This is a genomic window from Alcaligenes sp. (assembly GCF_050255915.1).
GTDB lineage: Bacteria > Pseudomonadota > Gammaproteobacteria > Burkholderiales > Burkholderiaceae_B > Alcaligenes > Alcaligenes aquatilis.
Genome location: NZ_JBFWIQ010000006.1, coordinates 16,958 through 29,227 on the forward strand (window position 1 = coordinate 16,958; position 12,270 = coordinate 29,227).

Consider the following 12,270-nt stretch of genomic DNA (forward strand, 5'->3'; position numbering starts at 1 on the left):
CATTGCACTTAAGCTTGCTCTGCCAAAGCGATTTGAGCACGCATGTCGCGGATGACCTGAGCGTAGTCGGGCTGGCCAAAAATAGCGGAACCGGCCACAAAGGTGTCAGCACCGGCAGCACGAATGGCCCCGATATTGTCCACTTTCACACCGCCGTCGATTTGCAGCAGGATGGGTTGGCCACCTTCTGCCGTCCAGGCATCAATGCGGGCGCGGGCCTGGCGCAGCTTGTCCATGGCGCTGGGGATGAAAGCCTGGCCACCAAAGCCAGGGTTAACGGACATCAGCAAGACCAGATCCAACTTGTCCATCAGGTGATCCATCCAGTTCAGCGGGGTGGCCGGGTTGAACACCAGGCCGGCCTTACAGCCGTGGTCACGGATCAGCGATAACGTGCGATCCACGTGGCGCGAGGCTTCGGGGTGAAAACTGATGTAGTCGGCACCCGCCTTGGCAAATTCAGGGATAAGTGCGTCTACGGGTTCTACCATCAGGTGTACGTCGATGGGAGCGGTGGTGTGGGGGCGCAGCGCAGCACAGACCATGGGACCGAAAGTCAGGTTGGGTACAAAGTGGTTGTCCATGATGTCGCAATGAACCCAGTCGGCTCCGGCGGCAATGACATTGCGGACTTCTTCTCCCAGACGGGCGAAGTCAGCCGATAAAATACTGGGAGCGATACGTGTGGTGCTGGCTTGGGACATAATAGGTGCCGTAAAGATTAGACATCACGAAAATCGTGGCCATATGTCATCATTATAGTTTCAAGCGGGGGGCTGTGCAGCGCCCCGTATTTGTACAGCCGTAACCTGGAATCCATCATGAAGCCTGACGATATTGAGGTGCAAATCACGCCCCAGTACCTGCCTGAGCAATCCGAGCCCGAGAGTAACCAATACGTGTTTGCCTATACCGTACGGATTACCAACAATGGACAGCAGACGGCCCAGATTATCAGTCGTCACTGGATCATTACGGACGACAATCAGCAGGTTCAGGAAGTGCGTGGCCTGGGTATTGTGGGACAACAGCCGGTGCTCGCTCCCGGCGAGACCTTCGAGTACACCAGTGGCTGTCCCTTAAATACACCGTTTGGCACCATGCGTGGCAGCTATCAATGTGTAGGTGAAAATGGTGTGCCCTTTGAGGTCCTCATCCAGGAGTTCATCCTTTCCTCCCCCCGTACCTTGCACTAAGGGCCAAATCCAGCCATGAAGTTAATTTATTGCGTGCCAGCCGTACTGCTGGCATTAAGCGCCTGTTCAACCACGCCTGTGGATCAGGGCTCTTCGTCAACGGCTCCGGGCACCGCAGACAGTGGTCCTGATATCGCCTTGCAGCCTTTGCAGGTGCCGTCCTTGTCGGCTCTGCCGGAAACCCCGGCGCGGGCGCTGGCGGGGCGCTATCAGGCCGTGAACTGGTCAACCTTGCCAGGCTGGCAGGCCGATTCGCTGGATCATGTCTGGAAAGGCTTTATCAATAACTGCAAGGGTTTGATGCGTCCGGTCAGTGGATCATTGGCTATGCCTGCTCGTGCCAACCCTCGTGCCTGGCAGCCTGTCTGCCAAGCTGCGGCGGCTGCGGGCCTGAACGCTGACACCAAAGATACGGCGGCTGTACGCAATTTTCTACAGCAACAGTTGCAGCCCTGGCGCTTGTTGACAGGCGATGGCAAGGTGGCTCAAAACACCGTCACAGGCTATTACGAGCCTTTGCTCCAGGCTTCCCGTACTCGCAGCGCTGGCTATCAGTGGCCGCTGTTCGCCGCGCCGGATGATTTGTTGACGATTGATCTGGGCAGTTTATATCCCGAGCTGGCTGGCAAGCGTATTCGTGGCAAGCAAGTGGGCAAACGCATTGTGCCGTACGATACGCGCGAACAGATCATGGCCCAGTCGGAGCGCCAGCCGCCCGTGATTGTGTACGCGAAAGACCCGGTAGAAGGTTTTTTCTTGCAGATTCAAGGTTCGGGCCGTGCCGTACTGCCTGATGGCAGTGCCGTACGCCTGGCCTATGCCGATCATAACGGACGCCCTTACGCTTCCGTAGGCCAATGGCTGGCCAAGCAGGGCGAGATGCCTTTGGCCCAGACCTCCATGCAAAACATCAAAGCCTGGGCCAAGCGCAATCCGCACCGTGTTCAGGAAATGATGAATGTAAATACGGCCATGGTTTTCTTTCGTGAAGAGGCCATTGTGGACCCGGAACTGGGGCCTAAAGGCGCTTATGGCATTCCTTTGATTGGCCTGCGCTCCGTTGCTATTGACCCCACTTATGTACCCTTGGGTACGCCGGTGTATCTGGCCACTTCGCAACCTGCAACTAAGCAGCCTTTGCAGCGGCTGGTCTTTGCCCAGGACACGGGTGCGGCCATCAAGGGGCCTGCACGTACCGACTTGTACTGGGGTACGGGCGATCAGGCGGGTGCACAGGCCGGACGCATGAAGCAGCAGGGGCAAATGTGGCTGCTGTGGCCACGTCAGGCAGGAGAACCGAGCGCGCGATGAATAAAGAACGGATTGTGGTGTGTGGTGGGGCCTTGGCCGGTATGGCCAGCGCCCTGGGTTTATGCAAGGCTGGGTTTGATGTCAGCATCTTGTCCCCCGCCTACAAGCCTATGGAGCTGGCGGGCGGGCAGTATCACCCCCGTGTCTATGCTGTCTCGGTGGCCAGTCAGCGTTTTTTGGCGCAACTGGGTGTCTGGAACTTGATGTCAGCCCAGCGCATTTCGCCGGTGCAGGCCATGGAAGTGCATGGTGATGGCGGTGCTTGTCTGAATTTGCATGCCTGGCAGGATGCGCAGGACTATTTGGCCTGGATTGTTGAGTCCGGTCAGATGGAGCAGGCGCTGTATCAGGCATTGCAAGTATTTGGAGTGCCCTGGATTGAAGACCGCTTCGAGCGTCTGGAAGGCAATACCATTTTGACTGCCGGGCAAAAACGCATCACTGCGGACTTGTTTGTAGGTGCGGATGGGGCTCGATCGGGACTGCGTACTGCAGCCGGAATTGAGCACCACGGACGTGAATATGGCGATGCCGGTTTGGTGGCCCACTTCAATGTAGAGCGGCCACATCAGCAAGTTGCCTTGCAGTGGTTTACCGGCGATTCGATTCTTGCCCTGTTGCCTATGCCGGATGTGGATGGCAAGCCGCAAGTCTCCATGGTCTGGTCTGTGCCGCAAGCGCAGGCCGACAAAGTGTTGGCCATGCCCTCAGAGGAGCAGGCGCAATATCTGCAAAACAGCTTGTTCTCCTTATCGAATGGCCGTTTGGGGCAGTTAAGCTTGCGTAGCCCGGTACACGGTTTCCCTTTGACCTTTGAGCGTAGTGGCCTGGTGTCGCCCGGCGTGGCCTTGGTCGGTGATGCGGCGCATCGCGTGCATCCTTTGGCCGGTCAGGGATTGAATCTGGGTCTGGGCGATATCGAAGCTCTGATCAAGGTGTTGTCCGAGCGCGGCCCGCATTATTCGGTGGGTGATATGCGTGTGCTTAATCGCTACAAACGCGCACGCGCCGAACCTATCGCAGCCATGCGCGCTGCCACCGATGGTCTGTACCGTCTGTTTGCGGCACCGGGGGCTCCGATCTCCATGTTGCGTAATGCCGGTATGCAAGTGGTGGACCGCCTGCCTTGGGTCAAACGCCGCCTGATTGCTCATGCGGCTGGAATCAAACCAGGCGCTCTCCTGTTCTAAGGCCGCTAGAGCCTTGTTGATTAGCAAAGGAAGTACGTCATGATGTTGCACCTTCGTTCTGTCTTGGCCCTGGCCCTGTTGTCGCTGTGTGGCCTGGCTCAGGCAGCCGGCCCTGCCAAAATAGACACGCGTTTCGAGGCTACTCGCCAAGCGTTTGAGGCGGTTTTTCCGGGCGTGACGGTGGATGGTATTCGTGCCACACCGTTTCCCAATCTGCTGGAAGTGGAGGTAGGCGGAACCTTGCTTTATACCGATCCGCAGGCCAATTTTGTGATGCAGGGTTCTTTGCTGGATAGTAAAAATCGAATTGACTTGACCGAGCGACGCATGCAGGAGCTCAGCCGTGTTTCACTGAATGACTTACCGCTGGATAAAGCCATTAAGCTGGTGAAAGGCGATGGGAGTCGCCAAATGGTGGTTTTTGAAGATCCCAATTGCGGTTATTGCAAACGTCTGCATACCACTTTGCAGGAGATCGACAATATTACGGTTTATAGTCTGATGTTCCCCATTCTGGGCCCCGATAGCCGCCGTAAAGCCGAGGATATCTGGTGTGCACAGAACCCGGCTAAAACTCTGAGCGACTGGATGGGGGGTGGAGCCCGGCCTGAGAAAGCCTCGTGTGAACATCCCCTGGATCAAATACTGGCCGCTGGGCAGAAACTGCGCATCCAAGGTACACCGGCTATTTATTTTGCTGATGGCAGTCGTGTGGATGGCTGGTTGCCTGTTGACCAGTTGCAGTCCCGTCTGCAGGCCGCTGCCCAATAACTATTCCAGCCAGTCTTGAGCTAGAGCAACCCGCTTTCGAGCGGGTTTTTTATACCCTTGTGTTATGAAAACTATAATTATTTGTGAGATGGGTATTTTAAGAAATCAGTGTTGGAAAATAATCCCGCTCTGGTTCAGAGGGTAAGGCAGGCGTTATTTTGAAGACAAAAAATTTCAAACGCCACATTTGACCATTCTTTACTTTGTGCTCTGTATTCTAGAAGTGATAATTCCAACTATTGATAAAAAATAGTATTGTCGGCCTGCACTTGGATCATCGCAGCGCTGGCAATAATTAAATAGTAGGCGCTTATGGAACATGCACGCTGCGTGTTGATTGTTTTGGAAGAAGGCGAGGGCTTGCACTACTGGCTGGAGCAACTGCGGGTTTTCGGTACCAAAACAAGCGTTGTCAGCTCCTTGGAGCAGGTCGCCGAGGCACGCCTGAGCCAGGCTGATCTGCTGCTGTTCCCCGTTGAGGCGGGCTACGTGCCGTTGATGGTGGCCAAATTGCGCAATGACTTTGGCTCTTTGGGTATTGTGGCCGTTCAGTCCGGCCTGTCTGCCAGTGCGCGAGTACAGTTGTTGCTGACGGGGGCGGATGCTTGTCTGGCACTGGATGTGCAAGTTCCCGAGTTGATGGCCTGGTGCCATGCCGTGCGCCGCCGTAATGTTTATGCTGCCGTGAGTGCCTCCCAGGCGATGCAAGAGGTTCAGGAACATAGCGGGCAGCAGGAGTGGATCCTGCGTGACAAGGGCTGGACCCTGGTAGCTCCTAATGGTGTGGGCCTGGAGCTGACGCATAGCGAGCGTCAATTAATGGATGCATTCATACGGCATGCGGATGCCCGTTTCAGCCGTGAAGACCTGATGCGTGACAAGGGTCTGGCGGCTAGCGACAGCCGTGCCGTGGATTCTTTGATCAGCCGTTTGCGCCGCAAGGCCAGTCAGGCGGGCGTGGCTTTGCCGATCAAGTCGGTGCATGGTTGGGGTTATACCTTTACGGGTAAATTAATCGCCCAGCAAGAGCTGCAAGACACCGAGATTATGGAGTTTTACACTCCGCGCATCGAGCAGGAAGCGTCCCAGCCTACGCCGCTGGAATTGCTGCACGCGCTGGAAACGTTGGATGTGCTCGATCCCCAGGCTAGCGAAGCGCTGTCTTTTTCTTATCAGTTGCGTGTGGCCACGAGTACTGGCCAGTACAGTGGCGTGGATGCCCAGGTGTTCTGGACAGCGCCCACCGGCTTGCGCCTGTCCTCGGATCTGGTGCTGCGTCATATGCCGGACTCGATTCAACGCCAGGCCTTGTGTGAGTGGATGCTGCGCACCTTGATGGCCGATGTGCGTCGCTGGTGGCAAGACTATTCGCTGCGCGCCAGCCATATTGGCCTGAAACTGCCTATCGATATGGTGCTTCCTATCTATAAGCGCATGCCGGCTATGTTGCGTCAGTTTGAGTTGCAGCCTTGCTGCGTGGAGCTGGATTTGTTCAGCGACCAGGAGCTGGAAGAAACGCCGGAACTGATGCAGGCCTTGCAGTTCCTGAAAGAGCAGGACATTCAGGTCTGGCTGACCAGCACTGACATTGAAAACCACAAGCTTAGCTGCTTGCGGGGCTGGCCGATTAGTGGCGTCAAGCTGGAAGCCGAGGTCATTCAGCGCGCCTGCCGTGAGCCCACCTTCAAGGCTTTGCTGGAAACCGGGTGCCATTTGCTGAGCGAACAGGGTTTTGAACTGGTTATTAAAGGCGTCGATAACCTGGAGCAGCGTGATCTGGCGCTGAGTCTGGAATTGGGCCATTACCAAGGCCGTCTGACCTCGGAGTTAATGTCTGAAGACGGTTTCTTGCTGACGTTAGCCAGCAGTGAGCCCTCTTTTGGCCAAGGTCATGACGCTTCCCGACGTGTAAGCGGAAGTGTTTCATAAGCCGCCTTAGTATCAATTATCTCTATATGTAACTTTGATTAAGTATTTTAAGCCCGAGGCCGTTACCCAGCTTGTTCGATGGGGCCTCCTGGCAGGCCGACCGTTTTGACACGGTCGGTTTTTGCATACCTGGGACCTGTCTTTTCAGTGCTGCTCGGGGAATATGATGCGTTTGGGTTTGAAACAGAAATTGTGGTTGCCATTGATCTTGTGTTTGATGGCGTTGGCGGCGGTTTTTACGTTTGTGAACTACCAGCTCTATCAGGCACAGATGCAAGAGCGAAAAAGCAGTTTGCAGCACATCGTCAATATTGCAGTGAGCATTACGCAGGACTACCAGCAATTGGTCAGCAAAGGCGTCCTCAGCAAGGAAGAGGCGCAAAAACAGGCGCTGCAACGCATTGCCAGTATCCGCTTTGGACAGGAAGGTTATGTGTCGGTTTTATCGACTGACGTCGTGTCCATCATGAACCCCACGCGACCAGATCTTGATGGCCAGGACGTCAGTGCCGTGGTCGATAGCAATGGGGTACATCCCTTTGCCGAGATGAGCCGTATTGCCAGCAATGGCGGTGAAGGATTTCTGGAATATCACTGGCCCAAACTCACTGACAAAAGCAATGCGCCCAAACTGGCCTATGGCAAAGGGGTGGCCCAGTGGGACTGGGTGCTGACCTCGGGCGTGTATATCGATAACATCAAGGACAGTTTCCTAAGCCGCCTGCTCAGCTCCTCGGTGGTGTTTTTGTTGATTATTGTGCTGGTGTCGGCAGTGACGGTGTTTCTGGCGCGCCAGATTTTGGCCGAGCTTGGTGCCGAACCCACCGTTTTACATGGCGCTGCCCAAGCAATTGCCGATGGTGATTTGCGGGTTGCCCACTCCCTGCGTTCGATTCCGGACAATAGCGTGATGGCGTCCATCGAGCAGATGCGTTTGAAGCTAAATGACGTCATGCGCACCTTGCAGCACAGCAGCGGAGTGATTGCGGACGATACTTCGCAACTGTCCGCTGGCAATCTGGAGCTGTCCAGCCGCACCACTCAGCAGGCGGCGGCCTTGCAGGAAACGGCATCGGCCATGGAAGAGATGACCGGCACAGTGCGTATGAGCGAAGAGAACGCCATGCGTGCCGAGGAAGTCTCCAGCCAGGTGCAGAAAACCGCTCAGCATGGTGGTCAGATGGTCAGCGAGCTGGTGGACCGCATGGATGCGATTCGTGACTCCAGCGGCAAGGTGGCAGATATTACGACTGTGATCAACTCGATTGCTTTCCAGACCAATATTCTGGCGTTGAATGCGGCTGTGGAAGCGGCACGGGCCGGTGAGCAAGGTCGAGGCTTTGCGGTGGTGGCCGGTGAGGTGCGTGCCTTGGCGCAGCGTACCACGGCCTCTGCCCAGGAGATTGCTCAATTGGTGGAAGCATCCTCCGACAGTACTCGGGAAGGGGCCAGATTGATGGGGCAGGTGGGTGAGGTGATCGATGAGATGGTCACGGGCAGTTCGCAAGTGATGACGATTGTGCATGAGATTGCCGCTTCTACCCGCGAGCAAACGATTGGTATCGAGCAGATTAACGTGGCTGTGGGGCAGTTGGATTCGGCTACTCAACAAAACGCGGAGATGGTGAACCAGGTGGCACACACCTCCAGCGAATTGCAGGACCAGGTGCAAGAGCTGGATCGTTTGATTCAGGCTTTCCGCCTGGAGTGATCAATGGCGCCATCTCGCGTCAGCCAAGGGGTGCGCTGATTATTTTTGATCGTATACTGCTTCTTGGTACTGGGATTGTCCTGCGGCAAACCGGCGTTTAGGAGGATGTATGTTGCGCGCACCTGTTGTTGCTGTATTGATGGTGGGAATGCTCGGGTCGGCTTGGGCGGCTACGCTGCCCTCGGCTCAGGGTGAGGTTCAGCCGCACGAACATCATGAACGCATATTGAGCTTGCAGCACAATGATCTGGTGCAAGGCAGTTGGCAGCACAGTGGTGATGTGATGCTGGAGCTGTTCGGCCCGGATGGCAAGGCGATTCGTCATTGGGCGGATGCCCCGGAGCGAGGTGGTCCTTTTGGTTTTATTGCCAGCACGGCGGGCGAGTATCGTTTGCGTGTGCTGGGGCAGGGCGAGTACCAGTGGCAGGTGACATCCGTCACGGCGCCTCAAGCTCCCGTTCAGGCCGAGCCTTTGCAAGGTGATGTGATCCGTCAGTGGAGCATGCGTTTGCGGGCGGGTGAGTCGTCTCGCGGTTTCTGGGACTATGTGCAGCGTGTCGGCTCGCCTTTGGTGGAACGCTACAGCAATACGCATGATCGCGTCACGTTTGTCTGGCGCGGGGCCCAAAACGAGGTTCGTCTGCATGGTGGCCCCTTCTCTTATAGCGATCGCATGCATCGTTTGGGCCAGTCCGATATCTGGTACATCACCTACGATTTGCCGCGTGATGCCCGCTTTGCCTATCGCATGGCACCGGATGTGCCTTATGTAGGCCAGAATCTGGCGCGTGAAGTGTTGCGTGCGGCCTTGCAGCGGGATCCTCACAATTTCAGGGTGTTGCCGGAGAACAGCAAGGATCTGTTCGATGGCGATTCGGTCTTGCGTTTGACGCAGGCACCGGCCCAGGTGGTGAATCTGGAGCCGCAGCAGTTGGGGCAGGGGCAATGGCGTACGGAACGCTTGCCCAGTGAGGCTCTGGGTGTGGAGCGGCAGGTGCAGATTTATCAGCCTGCTGGTACTCGGGCTCAGGAAATTGATCACACCTTGATTTTGTTTGATGGCCGTGACTATCGGGATTTGGCGCGCGCGCCTGCCATGCTGGATTCCTTGATTGCGCAGGGGCGTGTGGCGCCGATGTGGTTGGTCCTGGTGGACAATCCAGGCATGGCGGAGCGTGCACGCGAGTTGCCGCCGAATGAGGCTTATATTCAGTTTCTGGAAAAGGAGCTGATGCCTTGGTTGAGTGCTCAGGGTGTGCAATCGACAGCAGACAAGACGGCGATTGGTGGTTCCAGTTATGGTGGTTTGGCTGCCATGCATGCGGCCTGGCGATTGCCGCAGTTGTTTGGCAATGTTTTGAGTATGTCAGGCTCGTTCTGGTGGGCTCCCGCCGGTCAGGCGCGCGGGCAGTGGCTGACGCGGCAGATGGCGGACTCGCCTGCTGTGCCAGTGAAGATTTACATGAGTGCTGGGGTATTTGAGTCCTCTGGCTCCAGCCGGGATGTCAGCCTGGTGCAGGCTAATCGCCATTTGGATGATGTGCTGCGGGCGCGAGGGTATGACGTGCGTTACGTGGAAAGTGCGACGGCACATGATTTTGTGGCTTGGCGGGATGCGTTGGCGTTGGGGCTGGAGCATTTGTTTGGGATTGAGCAGGGTGAGGCTCTGGCTGAGGAGAAGAAGTAGCCGCATCTGGACTTAAGCTGTGAGAGACGGGCTACATACAGACAGGCTCAGGAGAGTGGACCGGGGGCTGTTCGGGTCGGGGCAGGCTCCGGCGGGGCTGAGCGTTTGCTGGTGCTGCGCACCAGTCCCCTTGGCCTGAGATCGCTACGGGCGGGGCCTGAACTCGCCGGGTACTTGGTCCCCGGACCAAGTACAAGCGTCCGACTCGAACAGCAGGCCCCTTGCATCCCTACGCAATCTCAGGCCCGCGGCAAGCACTCTGATCCGCCCCGCCTGAGCCTGCCCCGACCCGAACAGCATGGCAGTAGTGCTCTTGAGTAGACCTACTTGCAATTTTTGATGGGGGACTCGTTGGGGGCGCTGGAGTTGCTCGATCTACTGCAGAAGATTTGACTGGGTTAGGGGATGATGCCGTAGGGTGTTGTCGGCAATGTGGGCTAATCTGATGCTGACCTGACCTGACCTGACCTGACCTGACCTGACCTGACCTGACCTGACCTGACCTGATCCGATTTGATCTGACTGAGTCTGGCTCCACTTGGCCACACTCCTCGTAATTCGGTTTGCTGGTGTTTTTCTTTGGCTTGGCATGCTGTGATCCTTTCTTATTGGCGTGATCACTCGTGTGGATGTGGGCATGCTGTTATCTGGAGTTTTTCGTTTGGTGATTTAAAAGCCAGACGAGTCATCACGTTGGTGACTTCGGATTCAGTGTCTCAATTCATGCTTTTTTGACAGGGAAAAAGTGTCAATGTCGCTCAGGACGGGTCAGTCCTGCAAGCCGTGTTGACGGCACTATACTAAAACGGTTGAGTGACCTTGAGTACCATAGCGTTGCTGAGCCTGCTTGTAGGCCAACTTGCTCGCCCCCCCGCAATTTAAAAGCCAAGCTGTAATCACGTTGGCTGTGTCGAATGCCTTGTCTCCATTGACTCTCCTTCGATAAGGAGAAAAAGTGTCAACTTAATTCAGGACGGGTCAAGGGTAATAAAAAAGGGCGGAGAATCCGCCCTTTTTTGCGTCTGGCTGTTTAGCCTTGGTCCAGTGTGGCACCGCCGTCCACGCGCAAGTCAGACAGGGTGATGTGGCTGGCGCGGTCCGAGAGCAGGAACAGCACGGCTTCAGCAATTTCTTCGGGGGTGGCAATTTTCTGCAGGGGGATGCCCAGACGGTAGTTCTCGCCGGAGCCTGCGATAACCGTTTCGCGCGAGCTACCTTGCGCCCACATGGCTTGTTGCATGGGGGTGTCGGTGGAGCCGGGAGAGATGATGTTCACCCGGATACCGTGTGGGGCCAGTTCCAGCCCCAGGCAGCGGCTCAGTTGGGTGACGGCAGCTTTGGAGGCGGCGTAGGCGCCCATGGCGATGCGGGGAGTGGCGGCGGAGTTAGAGCTGACGTTGACGATGGCGCCTTGTTTGCGCTCTATCATGCCTTTGGCCACGTTGCGACAGACGTTAAAGACGCCGGTGGTGTTGATGGCGAAAGTGCGGTCCCATTGCTCGTTACTCAGTTCGGTGATGCGGCCCATTTGCAGGACGCCCGCGACACAGGCCAGGCGCTGGATGGGGCCCAGTTTTTCCTGGCCTTGGGCCAGCGCTGCATCAACGGCATCGGCCTGACTGATGTCGACCAGGTGGCAGGAAACCCGCTCACTGTATTCGGATTGGCTCAGTTGGGTCAGACCTTCTACGTCCAGGTCCAGGGCGATGACGCTGGCGCCTCGCTCCAGCAGCAGTTTGGTCACAGAGGCGCCGATGCCACGGGCCGCGCCCGTGACGGCAACGCATTCACCTGCAAATTCTTGTGTGCTCATGTGTACTCCCTGTTTAGCGTTGCAGGCTGTCCTGGATTTCGGCGCAGGTCAGGCTGACGCCGCAGCGTTGCGAGACGTGACGGATGGCCATGTGGTGTTCTGGCAGCGAGAAGTCGGCAACGCCGTCAATGGCCAGGAAGGGCTGCACGTCTTGCATGAAGGCTTCCAGAGCGGTGGTCATGCAGCCGATGTGGGCGTAGACGCCGGTGATGATCAGTTGGTCGCGGCCCAGGTGACGCAGTTGCTCGCGCAGATCGGAGCGCTGAAAGGCGCTGTAGCGCCATTTGGTCAGCATGATGTCCTGTTCGGCTGGTGCCAGCTCGGGCACGACGGCTTGTTGAGTGTGAAATTCGGTGGCGGTCAGGCCAGGGCCCCAGAAATCGTTGAGCAGGGCACGGTCTTTCTCGGGCTGCTCGGTAGGCTGGGCGGTGTAGAACACGGGAATGCCCAGCGAGTGGCAGACCTCGCGCAGGGCCGCGATGCGTTCGATCAACATGGGGATCGGAGCCTGGCTCATATCGTATTTCTGCAGAAAGTAGGTCTGCATATCGTGAATGAGCAGGGCGGCACGATTGGCCTGAGGCCGCCAATTGACGCGGTTGGCTACGGGGGTTTGAGGCAGCTCGTAGCTGGGCAAGGCGTGAATGGTCATGAACCGTGTC

General features: G+C 56.7%; 10 protein-coding genes. 7 read left to right on the plus strand and 3 right to left on the minus strand.

Going from position 1 to position 12,270, the window contains the following annotated elements; genetic code table 11:
* Window positions 1–8: 8 nt before the first annotated feature.
* Window positions 9–704 (minus strand): ribulose-phosphate 3-epimerase, encoded by a 696-nt coding sequence (gene rpe / locus AB7E06_RS08965; RefSeq protein WP_094195354.1) that lies wholly within the window; start codon window positions 702–704, stop codon window positions 9–11.
* Window positions 705–821: 117 nt separating this feature from the next.
* Here rpe and apaG point away from each other — a divergent pair, with 117 nt between their 5' ends.
* From apaG to AB7E06_RS09000, 7 genes are all read left to right on the plus strand, one after another.
* The gene (apaG, locus tag AB7E06_RS08970) at window positions 822–1,196 is read left to right on the plus strand and encodes a Co2+/Mg2+ efflux protein ApaG (RefSeq protein ID WP_427956448.1); all 375 of its coding nucleotides are present in this window, start codon (window positions 822–824) and stop codon (window positions 1,194–1,196) included.
* A gap of 15 nt (window positions 1,197–1,211) precedes the next feature.
* Window positions 1,212–2,507: a murein transglycosylase A gene (mltA, locus tag AB7E06_RS08975; RefSeq protein WP_230018846.1), complete on the plus strand. Its 1,296-nt coding sequence runs from the start codon at window positions 1,212–1,214 to the stop codon at window positions 2,505–2,507.
* Complete coding sequence (locus tag AB7E06_RS08980; RefSeq protein ID WP_427956452.1) at window positions 2,504–3,697, plus strand: FAD-dependent monooxygenase; 1,194 nt, start codon at window positions 2,504–2,506, stop codon at window positions 3,695–3,697. Before mltA ends, AB7E06_RS08980 begins: the two co-directional genes overlap by 4 nt.
* 39 nt (window positions 3,698–3,736) lie before the next feature.
* A complete protein-coding gene (locus AB7E06_RS08985) occupies window positions 3,737–4,468 on the plus strand; it encodes a DsbC family protein (RefSeq protein ID WP_094195358.1) in 732 nt (243 codons plus the stop codon).
* Between the two features lie 312 nt (window positions 4,469–4,780).
* Window positions 4,781–6,397, plus strand: a complete 1,617-nt coding sequence (locus AB7E06_RS08990; RefSeq protein WP_427956456.1) for an EAL domain-containing protein — start codon at window positions 4,781–4,783, stop codon at window positions 6,395–6,397.
* Window positions 6,398–6,575: 178 nt separating this feature from the next.
* Window positions 6,576–8,108: a methyl-accepting chemotaxis protein gene (locus tag AB7E06_RS08995; protein ID WP_230018851.1), complete on the plus strand. Its 1,533-nt coding sequence runs from the start codon at window positions 6,576–6,578 to the stop codon at window positions 8,106–8,108.
* A 109-nt stretch (window positions 8,109–8,217) separates the two neighbouring features.
* On the plus strand, window positions 8,218–9,795 hold the full coding sequence (locus AB7E06_RS09000) for an alpha/beta hydrolase (RefSeq protein WP_321267448.1): 1,578 nt from the start codon (window positions 8,218–8,220) through the stop codon (window positions 9,793–9,795).
* A gap of 1,030 nt (window positions 9,796–10,825) precedes the next feature.
* On the opposite strand, the gene AB7E06_RS09005 is transcribed toward AB7E06_RS09000, so the two are convergent.
* Both AB7E06_RS09005 and AB7E06_RS09010 read right to left on the minus strand, forming a co-directional pair.
* Entirely contained in the window at window positions 10,826–11,608 is a 783-nt protein-coding gene (locus tag AB7E06_RS09005; RefSeq protein WP_427956461.1) for a 2,3-dihydro-2,3-dihydroxybenzoate dehydrogenase, read from the minus strand.
* Window positions 11,609–11,621: 13 nt separating this feature from the next.
* Window positions 11,622–12,260 carry an isochorismatase family protein gene (locus tag AB7E06_RS09010; protein WP_427956464.1) on the minus strand — a complete coding sequence of 213 codons (639 nt, stop codon included), beginning with the start codon at window positions 12,258–12,260 and terminating at the stop codon, window positions 11,622–11,624.
* Between the last annotated feature and the right edge of the window lie 10 nt (window positions 12,261–12,270).

What these genes read in the sequence shown, in the direction of transcription:
- rpe (WP_094195354.1), bottom strand. Translation starts at nt 704, where the DNA reads ATGTCCCAAGCCAGCACCACACGTATCGCTCCCAGTATTTTATCGGCT.
- apaG (WP_427956448.1), top strand. Translation starts at nt 822, where the DNA reads ATGAAGCCTGACGATATTGAGGTGCAAATCACGCCCCAGTACCTGCCT.
- mltA (WP_230018846.1), top strand. Translation starts at nt 1,212, where the DNA reads ATGAAGTTAATTTATTGCGTGCCAGCCGTACTGCTGGCATTAAGCGCC.
- AB7E06_RS08980 (WP_427956452.1), top strand. Translation starts at nt 2,504, where the DNA reads ATGAATAAAGAACGGATTGTGGTGTGTGGTGGGGCCTTGGCCGGTATG.
- AB7E06_RS08985 (WP_094195358.1), top strand. Translation starts at nt 3,737, where the DNA reads ATGATGTTGCACCTTCGTTCTGTCTTGGCCCTGGCCCTGTTGTCGCTG.
- AB7E06_RS08990 (WP_427956456.1), top strand. Translation starts at nt 4,781, where the DNA reads ATGGAACATGCACGCTGCGTGTTGATTGTTTTGGAAGAAGGCGAGGGC.
- AB7E06_RS09000 (WP_321267448.1), top strand. Translation starts at nt 8,218, where the DNA reads ATGTTGCGCGCACCTGTTGTTGCTGTATTGATGGTGGGAATGCTCGGG.
- AB7E06_RS09005 (WP_427956461.1), bottom strand. Translation starts at nt 11,608, where the DNA reads ATGAGCACACAAGAATTTGCAGGTGAATGCGTTGCCGTCACGGGCGCG.
- AB7E06_RS09010 (WP_427956464.1), bottom strand. Translation starts at nt 12,260, where the DNA reads ATGACCATTCACGCCTTGCCCAGCTACGAGCTGCCTCAAACCCCCGTA.